Origin of the sequence: Candidatus Poriferisodalis sp. (assembly GCF_965262965.1) — a bacterium.
Lineage (GTDB): Bacteria > Actinomycetota > Acidimicrobiia > Acidimicrobiales > Poriferisodalaceae > Poriferisodalis.
Genome location: NZ_CBDHGF010000001.1, coordinates 13,457 through 27,001, shown reverse-complemented (window position 1 = coordinate 27,001; position 13,545 = coordinate 13,457). Strand labels below are relative to the sequence as shown.

Sequence of the window (13,545 nt, the reverse complement as noted above, 5' to 3'; positions counted from 1 at the left end):
AGACCCGCAGCTGGGTCCACCTCCAGCACGACACCAACACCCCAATCCGCCCCCTCCCCGCTTGACATAGAAGCTCATCAACCGCGTAGAGCCCTATGCTGGCCATCATGATCGGAGACGCTCCATTGCCAGTGGAGCACTATGACGTTACTTGCGGCAGATGGCGACTACATAGATGGCTAGCCAGACCCGAGGTCGGAGCGGGGTTTGATGTCACACCCCTGTGGGATCATGGGGACATGAGTAAAGCCCATGAGATCGTCCGCACCGGGATGAGGCTCGCGGAGTTCTTTCGCCGGTTCCCCGATGACCGGGCGGCTGAGGTGTGGTTCGTGTCTCGCCGCTGGCCGAGCGGTCCGGTCTGTCCGCACTGTGGGGGTGGCCGGGTGTCGGAGGTGGCGTAGCGGCGTCCGATGCCGTACCGGTGCCGCGAGTGTCGCAAGCATTTCTCGGTGATGAGCCACACCCTCATGCACGCCTCGAAGTTGGGCGCTCAAACGTGGCTGCTGGCGATCTTCTTGATTGTGGCGAACCCGAAGGGCCGGTCGTCGGTGCAGCTCGCCGCCGACCTGGGCGTCACCCAGAAGACGGCGTGGCACTTGGCGCACCGCATCCGCCAAGCACTCGCAGAAGGCGGACTCCCCGGCTTTGACGGCCCGGTAGAGGCCGACGAGACGTACATCGGCGGCAAGGCCCGCAACCGCCACGCCCACAAGGCCGATCCGGGCAAGACCGCCGTGATCGGTGTCAAAGACCGCCGCACCGGCACTGTCGCCGCCACACCGGTGCACGAGGTCACCACCGCCACAGCGACCGCGATGGTTGCCGCCACCACCCGCCAGGGTGCGGAGGTCTACACCGACGGCAGCCGCATCTACGACCCACTCGCGGCGATGGGCTTCAACCATGCTCGGGTCATCCACGGCCTCGGCGAGTACGTCCGCGGTTCGGTGTCCACCAACGGCGTCGAGAACTACTGGAGCCTGTTGAAGCGCACCCACATCGGCACCTACCACTACATGTCAGACGACCATCTGCACCGCTACATCGAGGAACACTCGTTCCGCTACAACCGCCGCAACCGGCACGTCATCGACAAGATGAGCGAAGCCGCCGCGGCGATGGAGGGTCGGTCGCTGACCTACCGGGAGTTGACAGGCTCCCGCGGCTGACGCGTAGTGTGGGCGACATGACCGACCCCGAACCGACGGCTGAACAGCCGCTCGTCACGGTCGAACAGTTGGAACGTGCTACCGACGCTCTGCTCGCGGCCGCTCCCAAGTCCTCAACTGAGGGAAGTGGGGTTGGGGGAGGCGTTCCCTCCCCCAACCCGCCGCTCGGCGGCTAGCCATCTATGTAGTCGCCCGGCAGATCGTACCTAAGACGTTTTTCTGCCACCAACTAAGGTCGTTGCACAAAGGAAGACGATACAGTTGGCCGTCTTTATAGTCGCACAACTTCGATACCTTCCCCGCGCTAGTTGGAGGAGGCTCAGGAGGATCAAGGAACACAACTATATCAATTACTTCTCTCACATCTTCCGGTAGAATCTCATCAAGAATCTTCCCGACAATCCGATCTTTTGCCTCATCCTTGAGATGATCCAATGCTACCTCTCCCAAAGCTCGGAGCCCCTTGACAACCAGGGTCTTAACACTGCCCGCAAGACCAAGTACCGTGAGTCCGAGGCTGACGTCATCGTAGATCTCCTTGACCAACCTGTTCTCTATTGCAGTACACAGGAGCGCTGCAGTCAGCTTCGCCCACGACGCCCATTCTGACATCGCCACTGTAAGCTGTAGTGCCTTGTCCGCTTGCGATTCCACCCCCTCCATTCTCATAATGAAGTCGCTGTAGCCAGCTGTCGTGACCCCCCATAGTAGGCTGAGATCGTTGTCGATCTCTTCGTGGAGTGATCTCGCGTCTCTAGCATTGTTGCTGGCCCATTGAGCATTCTTCTCTGCGTTCTCCGTGTTCTTGCGGAAGTTCGTTGACTCATCCTCCTGAACTAGTCGCTCCAGATACAAAGCGGCATCCGCTGCATCTCGTGCACTGATACTCGCGTTGAACGCCAGTTCTTCGAGATTCTTCACCGATTCCGTTAGCCGCTTCTCCAGTTCCGCCATTTGCACAGTCAGCGTCGTGATCGAATCACGGCCCTCGGGACCTGACCCATGCAGGTTGACCGCGGTGACGGTGACGGTGTAGGTGGTGCCGTATCTGAGGTTGCCACTGGTATGTGAAGTGCTGGTCGTGGTGTCGCTCGAGCTCCAAGCTGGGCTGTCGCCAATAGCGGGACGCGAATAGCGCACGATGTAGTGCCTGATCGCCGCGCCGCCAGAGTCCGACGGCGGCGACCATGTCACCCGAATCTGCCTCGTACCGTGCGCCACAGCGCTCACACTGCGCACCTCTGTTGGCGGTGCGGTTGTGCTGGCTCTTGTGGTGGCCGTGGTGATGGCGGGTTCGCTGCGTTGGCCGTCTCCGTTGATGGCGATTACTTTGACTGTGTACGTAACTCCGCGCAGGAAGGCTCCTGTGGTGTGCGACCTCCCGTTGACGCTAACGGGTCCGCTGTTGTACGGACCCCGGTCACCGTACACCGGGTGATTCCTTAGGGCGTCTCGGGAATACTCCAATTCGTAGCCGCTTATCGGCGAACTGCCGCTGCTGGTTGGAGCCGACCACGTAACTCTGAGTGAGCTCTCGCCGTGCGGAACGGCCATCACAGACCTCGGAGGGGTTGGAGGTTCCTCTGAAGAGGTTTGGCCATTCCGCAGTAGGCGGATTGCGTCGGCCGCTATTCGGGCGTTCTCGGTGCCGACATCGCGATAGTCGTCGCGGGCTCGTGTATCGCGAAGCTCAATGCGGACACGACCGTGAAGAGTGTGCACGCCGAGGGATTGCCATCCGGTGACGTGCTGTTGATCGAGCCAAGGGCCGGCGACGTATTCTTCGTTGGCGAATGTGGAGTCGCCGTTCTCATCGGCCCAAATGAGGTATTGCACGTGGGCTGTTGCCCATTTGGCGGGGATCCAGGCTTGAACTTCGTATCTGCCGTCTACTGAATCAAACTCCCATATGGCGAAGTCGTCCAACTGGTCGTCACCGTCGTTGCCGATTGCCACGGTGAAATGGAAGCCGTTGCTGCCGTAGCCCAGTCTGTCAATATTTGCGGGCGGCTTCCACCAGCTGTACGGGTCTACCTGGTCCCTAAGGACCGGATCGTCGTTGACGATAGTTGTTTGAAGGCCAAGGGCGTATTGCTCCTGTGCATGGACAGGGCTCAAAGCGGTGGCTAACAGCGCGACCGCAGTGGCGATGATTATAGTCAACTTTGTCATTTGTCTATCGCTCCATTTCAGGTAGTTGTGGAAAGTCCTTGGACTCGAACTCGCTTTGGCCGTTCAGGGGGCGGCATTAACTGATGGCGGACGGAAGCTCGAGCACCCAACCGATCAGGATCAGGTCCGGGTTGGTGAGTGCACGGCCGTCAGCTTGGACGATGCCCTCGTTTAGGGCGTAGATCTCCGACCAGCGCAATCCGGATCCGAGATGAATTCGGGCGAGTTTCCACAGGCTGTCGCCGCGCACGACGGTGACTCTGACGGTGTCGGTGTCGGTGTCGTCGGGTTCGGTGTCGTCGGTGTCGTCGGTGTCGTCGGTGTCGGTGTCGGTGTCGGTGTCGGTGTCGTCGGTGTCGTCGGTGTCGGTGTCGGTGTCGGTGTCGTCGGTGTCGTCGGTGTCGTCGGGTTCGGTGTCGTCGGTGTCGTCGGTGTCGGTGTCGGTGTCGGTGTCGTCGGTGTCGTCGGTGTCGGTGTCGGTGTCGGTGTCGTCGGTGTCGTCGGTGTCGGTGTCGGTGTCGTCGGTGTCGTCGGTGTCGTCGGTGTCGGTGTCGGTGTCGGTGTCGTCGGTGTCGTCGGTGTCGTCGTTCTCCGTTGGCAGATCCTCGACTTGCGCGGCGACCGGCGATGCCAATGAAGTCGCCAAGGCTGAGACCATGGCTATGGCGACTAGGATCATGATGGGTCTGGGGAATCTGGATTTTGTCATGTTGGTGCCTCCTTGCGGCATGATGGGATTGGGTTGTGGCCTATGATTGAGGAACTTTCCTCAGTCGGATGGCATCGACTGCGAGACGGGCGTTCACGGTTCCGACATCGCGGTAGTCGTCGCGGGTACGTGTGTCGCGAACGTCGATGCGGACCTGGCCGCGGAGAGTATGCACGCCGAGGGATTGCCATCCTCCGCTGTTGGTCTGTTGATCGAGCCAAGGCCCGGCGACGTATTCGTCGCTGGCGAATGAGTTGTCGCCGTTCTCGTCGGCCCAGATGAGGTATTGCACGTGAGCTGTGGCCCATTGGTCTGGGATCCAGGCCTGAACCTCGTAGCTGCCGTCTACTGAGTCAAACTCCCACTTTGCCCAGTCGTCTAACTTGTCGTCACTGTCGTTGCCGATTGCGACCGTGAAATGGAAGCCGTCGTTGCCGTAGCCCAGCCTGTCGACATCCGCGGGCGGCTTCCACCAGGTGTACGGTTCTACGTTGTCCATAAGGTCTGGACTGTCGTTGTATATGTACTCGGGATCCAGCTCGGTAGTGCCGGTATCATCGTCGATTGGTACCAATCGGATCGCGTCGACAGCCAACCGGGCGTTCACGGATCCGACATCGCGATAGTCGTCGCGGGCCAGCGTGTCCTGGATCCGGATGTCGACCTCGCCGTTGAGATCGTATACGCCGAGAGACTGCCATCCGGTGACGGGCTGTTGATCCAACCACGGACCGGCTAGACGCTCATCGTCAACCCAGATGTTGTATTGCACGTTCGCTGTGGACCAACGGGCCGGTATCCAGGCCTGCACTTCGTATCGACCCTCGACGGAACCGAAGTTCCATTCAGCCCAGCTGTCGACCGCGATGTCGTTGCCGATTGCGGTCGTGAAATGGAATCCGTTGGCGCCGTGGCCTGCACTGTCGACATCTGCTGGAGGCTTCCACCAGTTGTAGGTGCCGATGTTGTCATGGAGCGCTGGAGTGTCATTGACGATAGTTCCGCGCGGTGGTTGCGTTTGCTCAGGTGGTTTCTCGCTATCGCTACGGGGCCACTCGATGATGTTCGAATAGTGGCCACCGGACCATGTGTCCCCTTGGCGTTCCGCGCCGACGACGACGAAGACTTCGCTTCCGGGATATCCGAAGAGGCAGCTTCTATTGGCCGGCCAAACCGAGACAGCGTCGTGGGACTTGTATACGCCTCTAGAGACCTCTAACTCCTCTATGCCGTTGTGAGCGCAGGCGAGGGTGTGTGGGCCAATCCCTAGGTTTTCGATTTCGATGTGTAGCCACCGGCAGTGAACGCTGGTGCAGACGCGATCGGCACCCCGCTCACCCTGCGCGCCGTCGCCCACCCGGATCGTTACGGTCGGTCTCGGCCCGGTCCCGCTTGACTGCGGCGCCATTGACGCCGGGGCAGACCACTTGCCCTCGCCGTGTCGATTGTTGGCTCGGACGGATACGTCGTAGACAATGCCGTTGGTCAACTCTGTAACTGTTGTCTCGAGCGATCTGCCGACTGGCCAGTCTCTCCAAGAAGCGTCTATTCGACGGTATCGCAGGTCATAGTCGGTTATACCATCAGGTCTCTCGGATGGGGGATCCCATCTAACAATAAGCCGACCGTCACCCGACGTCAGACGAGGAGCGTTGGGACGTCCTGGACGTGATTCCGGGATCTCACAATTCTCATCCACCCACTCCCATTCGGCGCGTTGGTCGCAAGCCACATATGCTCTGGAATGGTCGGGAGCGTCAGCACTGAAGTCGTCGTTGGCACCAAATACCGGGTAGCTCATGACTGCCATCAACCTCTCACCGCTGATACTTGCCTTGATGCGTGCGACGTTGGCCTTCGTTGTGGGAGGAGACAGATTGTCATCGTCCCAAGGATGATCCCAGTAGTAGAATGCGTGTCCGATCTCATGGGCAACGGTGTGAAGATAGTCATCATTGTCGCTGTGTATCTCCGCAGTTGCTGCTAGAGCTGGTCCACCGTCAGGGGCATATCCGGCCGTACCTCCCATTGGAATCGGCACAAGCAGAAGGACGTTCGGATATCCAGATCTGGTTCTGACTTCGTCTCTGCACGGATCGCTCATGCCGGCCCGGACATCGGTGAACCACGCCTTTACTGTTTTGCTAGTCCAATCTCCAACATCGGGCGATAAGAGGCCTCCTTCAACGAAGATCAGATTGGAACCCTGCATTGAGCCCTTTAGATACCCCGATTCCCTTCGATAGAACGGACTGACATAGGTCCGCAAATGGTTGACCGCATCTCTAAGGTCAGACTCGTCGTATATCAGGTCGGATCTGGTATGGCCAGGTATGTTGAAGTTGTCGTCGCTGGTGGGGCCGCAGTAGTAGACCCACACCTTGACCTCCTTCACGTCAACGGGCTTCTGGGAACCGAGAGCGAACAGAGGAGCAATCTCCTCGTCATTGATCGCAAACGCTTCGGTCCTGACTATGGCCCGGTAAAGGAAGGTTGCCATCTGCGCCCGTGACGTGGCCACGCCGGGACAGAAGGCGGTGCCGTCTCCGCACCCCTTGGTAGTGTCGGACGCGGCGAGGGCGGCTACTTGGTCGTAGTACCAAGCCTGGTCGGACACGTCGGAGAACCCCGGGTCGAGGCCGTCGGGCAGATTGAACGCGCGGGTAAGGAACACGGCCATCTGCGCGCGGGTGACAGAGTCGTTGGGGCAGAAGTTGGTGCCGTCGCCGCACCCTGTCGTGACGCCGAGTTCGGCCATCCTCTCGATGAACGGCGGCCAGAATCTGGGCAGCTTGCGGTCGACGTCTTCGAACCTCGAACCTTTGCTTGGATCGGGATCCTGACCGTCAAGGACGCGCACGACCCAGACCGCCATCGTCTTGCGGTCTATTGGCTGGTGCGGGCAGAAGATTCTGCCGTCGGAACCTCCCGACTCCTCGCAGTCGGTCAGGACACCTAGAGCCTCCATAGCCGCTACCGGCTCCGAGTAGTACGTGTCGCCGGGTACGTCGCTGAACCCGCCGGTCTGCGCCGAGACCGGCGTGGCAGCGACTGCCAACACTGCCACGAACACCAACGCGCCGGCAATCGTCGCGGGAGCCAGTCTCGATAGGCGAACGTTTGTGGACGGGACGCCAGAGCTCGCCCGCCTACGGAGTTCAGTTTCGTCCGCCCGTCGCTCACGTAGGGCGGTATCAGTCTCTGGGCGTCGCATCTCATTCATGGGGTCGGCCCCCTGACCTGTTGCGCTCGCGAGCAACCACTCGGGCCCACGGGCTGGGAACTGACTGGGAGCCCGTTCTGTGCGGTCGGCCATCCGCCGGAGTGGAAGGCCTCGTGGGCTCGGCGGCGACGGCCGATCCGGCCATCGCATCAGTCGGCTGATCGAGTCGAGCTTCGGCCCCCGAGACCTGTCGCCGTACAGCGGCACCGGTTCGGGCTGCGCGGTCAGCCGGTGCGCGTTCAGTGCCGAGGCGCTCGCTCTGAAGGGCCGAGGGGTGCGGGAACGGACAAGCGGTACGCGACCGCGGCGTCAGCTCAGAGGAATACGCGCCGTGTGATCCTGCCAGTCGCGCGGGGGGGGGGGGGGGGTAGATGCGGCAGCAGGCCGTGCTGGTGAGACGAGGTGATCAGCGGGTGCGGCCTGCGCGGCAAGAACCGACTCGCGGCCAATGGCGAGGCCTCGCACATAGGACGGCCAAGTCATACGAGACAGCCAATCAACTGTGACACGAGCGATCACCGTAGTGAACCGGCGCCGCTGCGTCAAACTCGGTGACCTCGTGCGACCATCCGGGGGCTGCTGGTCCATAACGCCGAATGGACACCGCTCATGAAATCCGCTGTGAACTCCGACTTCATCGAGCCGTTGCCCTCCCGGCGAGGCTGGCAGAAGCGCTATGCCTACGCCTCCCACGGCCTCCGGTTCGAGTTGCAGGCCCGGAACGAATCGCCGTACGGCTCCGTGCGCCGTGTCAATCGCGAGGCGGCGGTTGACGAAGGCGGGATCCTGACAGGGCCATCACCTAGCCTCGGGGTGCAAGGAGCCGGCTGTGGCCAATGATGGGGGTGTGGCGACGGTGCGGGGGCTGGATCACATCGTGTTGAACGTGGCCGACGCCGAGCGTTCCATGCGCTGGTACCGCGACCGGCTGGGACTGGCGCCGGTGCGCTACGAGGAATGGAAGGCCGGTGAGGCGCCCTTCGTGTCGGTCCGGATCGACGAGGGCACGATCATCGACCTCTTCGAGGCGGACCGAAGCGGCGAGAACCTCGCGCACTTCGCCCTATGGGTCATCGGCGATGTGGAGTCGATCGTCGCCCACCCAGACATCGAGGTGGTGAGTCGAGCCGAGCGGCTGTTCGGGGCCCGAGGCTGGGGCTCGTCGGTGTACGTCCGCGATCCCGACGGCAACGAGGTTGAGCTGAGGACCTACTCGTCCTGAGCGGGCTCTCAACGCCGGGCGCTATCGGTTCTGGCGGCGGTGCCCGGGCGCGGTCAGGCCAGGCCGGCGAAGTCGACCTGGTTGGTGGCGAACCAGGCGCTGAACCCGTGGTCGGCGATCATGTTGTGGCCGTTCATGGCCGCGCTGGCGTCGGATCCGAGCATCACCAGAGTGCGGGCGATTTCGACGGGGGTCAGGATCCCGGCTGACTGGTCCACCATCCAGTCGATGATCTTCTCGGTCATGTGGCGGCGGAAGTCGTGCAGCAGGGGGGTGTCGATCACGCCGGGGCAGACGCTGTTGGTGCGCACGCCGTATTCGAGGTAGCTGCGGCGCGAGCCGTGCATGGTCCACACCTGCGCCACCTCCTTTGAGAACTCGTACGGCGCCGGGTCGATCAGCTCGCCGTGGTCGGCGATCCAAGCCCCGGCGTCGTCCCATCCGTCGATGGCGATCAGCTCGGAGATCTCGGCGAGGTGCTTGGGCCAGCCCTGCCCGGCCACCGAGGCCGTGTTGACGACGGCGCCGCCACGGTTCATGGTGGGCAGCAGCCCCTCGCTGAGCCGTCGCAGTCCCAGGTAGTTGACCCTGAGCACGAAGTCTGAGGGATGCACGCCGGCCACCCCGGCGTTGTTGAACAGCACGTCCACGCCGCCGCCGATGGCCTCGCAGGCGTCGTCGATCGCGTCGGGGTCGCTGAGGTCGGCGGCCACGTAGGCCGTGGCCGGGCCGGTGGGCTCGTTGCGGTCGAGCACGATGAGGTCGGTGCAGCCCGCCGCGGCCAGTATCTCGACGGCGGCCGCGCCCACCCCGCTGGCGCCCCCGGTGAGCACCACCTTCTTGCCTTCGTAGCTGAACAGGTTCGAGGAGGATGCGGGCACGGTGCGACTCCTTGTGGTCTCGGTTGGCAGGACAGTGCGGTCAGGCCGGAGTGAAGGCTAGGCGTGACGGTCATCGCCAGGGTCATCCTACGGCAGGGCTCGATGACACCCAGAGGCCCCGGCGGTCGATACGCGGGTCACGGGAAGAGGCCTTGCAGTGCGGTCCACATCAGCCACAGGCCCACGACGGCGAACGGTCCGGGGATGGCGATCACCAGGGTCCAGGTCAGGTAGCGCACCCAGGTGGGGCGGTCAGCGAAGCGCCTCTGGTGGAAGGCGGCGTCGAGGTGCTCAGCCTCGATGTCGGACCGCTCGAGGCCGAGCACCTCGGCTGCGATGTCGGCGACCTCGGTGCGCACCACAACCATCGCCAGTCGCTCAGTGACGTGGTGAGGAGCGAAGTCGGTGGCCGGGTCGAAGATCACAGTCGCCTCGTAGCCCGCCTCCCGGAGCCGGGCCGCGGCCACATCGGCCTCCCAGCGGCTGGCGTACTCGGCGATGGGCACCATCCCCGGCAATGGCCTCACCTCCATATCGTGCCCGCTCTAGAGGCCGATAGCGTGCCCACCGGTGGGCCCGGCCGTCGCGGTGAGCGATCTTGTGAAGCACTACGGCGCGGTCCGGGCCGTGGGCGGCGTGTCATTCGAGGTGCAGCGAGGGGAGGTGTTCGCCCTGCTGGGCCCCAACGGCGCGGGCAAGTCCACCGTCGTGGAGATCCTGGAGGGGCACCGCACCCGGACCTCGGGCACCGTGCGGGTGCTGGACACCGATCCCGCCACTGCGGGCCCGTCGTTCCGGGACCGGATCGGCATCGTGCTGCAGACCTCGGGGATCGACCCGGAGCTGACCGTGCGCGAGGCCATCGACTTCTACGGAACGGCCTACTCGCGCCCGGTTCCAGCGCAGGAGCTGATCGAACTCGTGGAGTTGGACGAGAAGGCCGACGCCCGCATCTCCACCCTGTCGGGAGGGCAGCAGCGCCGCATCGACATGGCTCTCGGGCTGGCCGGCGACCCCGACGTCGTGTTCCTCGACGAGCCGACCACCGGCTTCGACCCCGCGGCCCGACGGCGGGGCTGGGAGTTGGTCGAGCGGCTCGCCTCCCAGCAGCGGGCCGTGCTTCTCACCACGCACTACCTCGATGAGGCCGAGCAACTCGCCGATCGGGTGGCTGTGCTGGCCAAGGGCCGCATCGTCGCGGAGGGCACCCCGGCCGAGCTGCGAGCCGGGGCCGGGTCGGCTCTGATCCGCTTCGCGGTGCCCGACAGGGCCGAGCCGGTACCGGACCTGCTCGAACCGGTCTCGGGCGACATCGTCGGGCGGGGCCGTCACGTGGAGATCACCACCGACACCCCCACCGCCGACCTGGCCCACCTCACGGGATGGGCCGCCCAGCGGGGGATCGAACTCGAAGGATTGACCGTCTCAACTCCGAGCCTCGAGGACGTGTACCTGGGCCTCGTGGCAGAAGACGTCAGCGGTGGTGACGAATCGGGAAGCGAACCATGAGATCGCTGTGGCGGGGCGCACTCCACCAGAACCGGATCTTCTGGCGAACGCCGGTGGCTGCCTTCTTCACGCTGGTGTTCCCGATATTGATGCTGGTGCTGTTCACGGCCATCTTCGGCAATGATGCCTTCGACACGGTCTACGGCCGGGTCAACAGCAGCCAGTTCTACACGCCCGGCCTGGCCGTGTTCGCGGCGGCCTCGTCCACCTACACCGGAATCGGCATCAACCTGGCCAGCCGGCGCGAGCTCGGCATCCTCAAGCGGGTCAGGGGCACGCCCATGCCGCGCTGGGCCTACCTCGGCGGCGTGGTGGTGTCGGCGGTGTGGATCGCCGCGCTGGGGGTCACCGCCATGGTCGCGCTGGGCGTGGCCGCCTACGGCGTGAACGTGGAGGCGGCCAAGGTGCCGGCCATGCTCCTGTCATTCGCGGTCGGCTCCGCTTCGTTCGCCGCCCTCGGCCTGGCCCTCGCCTCGGTGGCCCGGTCGGTGTCCATGGCGGTGCCCATGGCCAACGCCACCCTTCTGCCGATGGCCTTCATCTCCAACATCTTCGTCCCGTTCGGCCGCGAGACCCCCCGCTGGCTGGAGCTCTTGGGAGACATCTTCCCCCTCAAGCATTTCGGCCTGGCCTTCGGCGAGGCCATGAACCCGCGGTCGGAGGCTCCGGCCGTCGAGTGGCACAGGCTCGGCGTGCTGGTGCTCTGGCTGGCAGCAGGTGCCGCGGTGGCCGCGTGGCGGTTCAGCTGGGACCCGCCGGTGGCCTCCGGTCGAGGGTCGCGGCGGCGCGCCCGACGGGTGCCTGCCTAGCATCGACGGATGGTCCATTACGACGAGTTCGAGATGTTCGGCGAGAACGCCGGCGAGTACGACCTTGAATGGTCGGGTCCTCCCGCGGTTCGCCGGGAGTCGGCTCAGCTGCCGTCCGGGCTGCGATTGTCGGCTTTGGTGTGGGGCACGGCTGAGCCCGAGCTGGTGTTCATCCACGGGGGTGCCCAGAACGCCCACACCTGGGACACGGTGGCTCTGGCTCTCGGGCGGCCGCTGGTGGCGGTGGACCTGCCCGGCCACGGGCACTCCGACCACCGGCCTTCCCACAACTACGGGCCGGCGTCCATGGCCGACGACGTGGCCGTGGCCATGGCGGCTCTGGCGCCCAGGGCCGAGGCCGTGGTGGGCATGTCGCTGGGCGGCCTCACCGCCATCTGCCTCGCCGCCGACCACCCCCAGCTCGTGCGGCGCCTGGGGATCGTGGACGTGACGCCGGGCACCGACCACAAGAAGGCCGAGCCCATCATCGCCTTCGTCGACGGACCCGAGCACTTCGACAGCTTCGACGCCATCCTGGCACGCACCATCGAGCACAACCCCACCCGCAGCGAGTCGTCGCTGCGCCGGGGTGTGTTGCACAACGCCCACGAGATGGGTGACGGCCGTTGGACCTGGAACTACGACCGGATGCGGGACTGGAAGACCGGCGGCGGGACCGAGCCGGCGTTCGAGGGCCTGTGGGAGAGGGTCTCTCGCATCGCTGCACCGACCGCGCTGTGGCAAGGTGGGGCCTGGAGCGTGGTGGATGACGCCGATGTGGCCGAGTGGACGCGACGGCTTCGGGGCACCGTGCACGTGGTGGTGGAGGGCGCCGGCCACTCCATCCAGGGCGACAGGCCCCTGGAGCTGGCTGCGCTGATCGAAGACCTGCTGGCCCGGCCCGTGAGCCAATAGGCCCAGGCTGTCCGGCTAGTCCTCTTCGCTGTAGCCGGACTCGTCGAACAGGTAGCCCCGCGGGGTGATCTCCAGGCGGTGGCGTGGGCCGGGCGCCGACGGGTCGGCCGTCTCATATCCGGCGTCGCCGCACCAAAGCGACACCGGGCCGTGCTCGCCCCGTCCGATGCGGGTCTCGTAGCGGCGGGAGCGGCGCCGGCCGAGGCCCTCCAGCGCGCCGGCCACCGTGCTGAAGCGGCCGATGGTGTGAAGCGTCACCCATGTGGGGGCGATCAGCTCGATCTCCCCCGCGTCGCGGCGGAGCAGGGCCTCCGGCGGCGTCATCCACTCGTGGCGGACGATCTCGCCGTCGTCGATGCTGACCTCGGTGGACGGCGCCTCGGCCGCGAAGAACCAGGTTGCGAAGCGCTTGGGCGCTATCGGCGGCGGGATCCAGTAGGAGAAATGCACCAGGGCCGTGGGATCGAGCACTATGGCCGCCTCCTCGCCGGCCTCGCGGGCCGCAGCATTGCGGGCGGCCGCGATCAGGTTGCCAGTGCCGTCGTAGTCGGCGTCGTCGATGCGGCCGCCGGGGAACACCCACATCCCACCGAACGCCAGCCGGGAGTTCTTGCGCAGCATCAGCGACTCCAAGCCGCCGGGTCCGTCGCGCAGCACGACCACGGTGGCCGCTGGTATGGCTTGCGCCTCCCCGTCTCGCTCCAACTGCTTGTGCCACTCCTCGAATAGCAGCACCTCTCGCCGGAACGCTGCCTGGGAACGCTCGTCGGTGGTGTCCGGTCGGGGGTCGTTCACTTGGTCGCGCCGTGTCTGCGATCCGCACGGAGGTCGGTCGCGCCGTGTCTGCGATCCGCACGGAGGTCGGTTGCGCTGGCTGTGCAGTCCGCACGGAGGTCGGTCGCGCCGTGTCTGCGATCCGCACGGAGGTCGGTT

The 13,545-nt window shown here is 64.5% G+C and carries 13 protein-coding genes; 7 read left to right on the top strand and 6 right to left on the bottom strand.

What is annotated here, in order from left to right; translation table 11 throughout:
- Nucleotides 1-239: 239 nt before the first annotated feature.
- From ACQY5K_RS00120 to ACQY5K_RS00110, 3 genes are read left to right on the top strand one after another with little or no spacing between them, the layout of a single operon-like run.
- Entirely contained in the window at nt 240-404 is a 165-nt protein-coding gene (locus tag ACQY5K_RS00120) for a transposase (RefSeq protein ID WP_428114583.1), read from the top strand.
- A gap of 51 nt (nt 405-455) precedes the next feature.
- Nucleotides 456-1,172: an IS1595 family transposase gene (locus ACQY5K_RS00115; RefSeq protein WP_428114588.1), complete on the top strand. Its 717-nt coding sequence runs from the start codon at nt 456-458 to the stop codon at nt 1,170-1,172.
- Between the two features lie 17 nt (nt 1,173-1,189).
- Nucleotides 1,190-1,348, top strand: coding sequence for a hypothetical protein (locus tag ACQY5K_RS00110; RefSeq protein ID WP_428114581.1), 159 nt, complete (start codon nt 1,190-1,192; stop codon nt 1,346-1,348).
- A gap of 4 nt (nt 1,349-1,352) precedes the next feature.
- On the opposite strand, the gene ACQY5K_RS00105 is transcribed toward ACQY5K_RS00110, so the two are convergent.
- The 3 genes from ACQY5K_RS00105 to ACQY5K_RS00095 form a co-directional block, all read right to left on the bottom strand.
- A complete protein-coding gene (locus ACQY5K_RS00105) occupies nt 1,353-3,344 on the bottom strand; it encodes a fibronectin type III domain-containing protein (RefSeq protein WP_428114578.1) in 1,992 nt (663 codons plus the stop codon).
- Nucleotides 3,345-3,420: 76 nt separating this feature from the next.
- The gene (locus ACQY5K_RS00100; protein ID WP_428114576.1) at nt 3,421-3,990 is read right to left on the bottom strand and encodes a LysM peptidoglycan-binding domain-containing protein; all 570 of its coding nucleotides are present in this window, start codon (nt 3,988-3,990) and stop codon (nt 3,421-3,423) included.
- Between the two features lie 103 nt (nt 3,991-4,093).
- On the bottom strand, nt 4,094-7,120 hold the full coding sequence (locus ACQY5K_RS00095; protein ID WP_428114573.1) for an S-layer homology domain-containing protein: 3,027 nt from the start codon (nt 7,118-7,120) through the stop codon (nt 4,094-4,096).
- Between the two features lie 985 nt (nt 7,121-8,105).
- On the opposite strand from ACQY5K_RS00095, the gene ACQY5K_RS00090 reads away from it, so the two are divergent.
- Nucleotides 8,106-8,498, top strand: coding sequence for a VOC family protein (locus ACQY5K_RS00090; protein ID WP_428114571.1), 393 nt, complete (start codon nt 8,106-8,108; stop codon nt 8,496-8,498).
- Between the two features lie 53 nt (nt 8,499-8,551).
- On the opposite strand, the gene ACQY5K_RS00085 is transcribed toward ACQY5K_RS00090, so the two are convergent.
- Nucleotides 8,552-9,379, bottom strand: a complete 828-nt coding sequence (locus ACQY5K_RS00085; RefSeq protein WP_428114568.1) for an SDR family oxidoreductase — start codon at nt 9,377-9,379, stop codon at nt 8,552-8,554.
- Nucleotides 9,380-9,516: 137 nt separating this feature from the next.
- A complete protein-coding gene (locus ACQY5K_RS00080; RefSeq protein ID WP_428114566.1) occupies nt 9,517-9,906 on the bottom strand; it encodes a hypothetical protein in 390 nt (129 codons plus the stop codon).
- Nucleotides 9,907-9,949: 43 nt separating this feature from the next.
- On the opposite strand from ACQY5K_RS00080, the gene ACQY5K_RS00075 reads away from it, so the two are divergent.
- From ACQY5K_RS00075 to ACQY5K_RS00065, 3 genes are read left to right on the top strand one after another with little or no spacing between them, the layout of a single operon-like run.
- On the top strand, nt 9,950-10,888 hold the full coding sequence (locus ACQY5K_RS00075; protein WP_428114564.1) for an ABC transporter ATP-binding protein: 939 nt from the start codon (nt 9,950-9,952) through the stop codon (nt 10,886-10,888).
- Complete coding sequence (locus ACQY5K_RS00070; RefSeq protein ID WP_428114562.1) at nt 10,885-11,697, top strand: ABC transporter permease; 813 nt, start codon at nt 10,885-10,887, stop codon at nt 11,695-11,697. Before ACQY5K_RS00075 ends, ACQY5K_RS00070 begins: the two co-directional genes overlap by 4 nt.
- 9 nt (nt 11,698-11,706) lie before the next feature.
- The gene (locus ACQY5K_RS00065; protein ID WP_428114559.1) at nt 11,707-12,612 is read left to right on the top strand and encodes an alpha/beta fold hydrolase; all 906 of its coding nucleotides are present in this window, start codon (nt 11,707-11,709) and stop codon (nt 12,610-12,612) included.
- A 15-nt stretch (nt 12,613-12,627) separates the two neighbouring features.
- Here the strand turns inward: ACQY5K_RS00065 and ACQY5K_RS00060 are convergent, their stop codons facing one another.
- Entirely contained in the window at nt 12,628-13,407 is a 780-nt protein-coding gene (locus ACQY5K_RS00060; protein WP_428114557.1) for an NUDIX hydrolase, read from the bottom strand.
- Nucleotides 13,408-13,545: the final 138 nt, after the last annotated feature.

Bases quoted from the DNA above. Each gene is read 5' to 3' on its own strand.
- ACQY5K_RS00120 (WP_428114583.1), top strand. From the start codon at position 240: ATGAGTAAAGCCCATGAGATCGTCCGCACCGGGATGAGGCTCGCGGAG.
- ACQY5K_RS00070 (WP_428114562.1), top strand. From the start codon at position 10,885: ATGAGATCGCTGTGGCGGGGCGCACTCCACCAGAACCGGATCTTCTGG.
- ACQY5K_RS00115 (WP_428114588.1), top strand. From the start codon at position 456: ATGAGCCACACCCTCATGCACGCCTCGAAGTTGGGCGCTCAAACGTGG.
- ACQY5K_RS00110 (WP_428114581.1), top strand. From the start codon at position 1,190: ATGACCGACCCCGAACCGACGGCTGAACAGCCGCTCGTCACGGTCGAA.
- ACQY5K_RS00105 (WP_428114578.1), bottom strand. From the start codon at position 3,344: ATGACAAAGTTGACTATAATCATCGCCACTGCGGTCGCGCTGTTAGCC.
- ACQY5K_RS00065 (WP_428114559.1), top strand. From the start codon at position 11,707: ATGGTCCATTACGACGAGTTCGAGATGTTCGGCGAGAACGCCGGCGAG.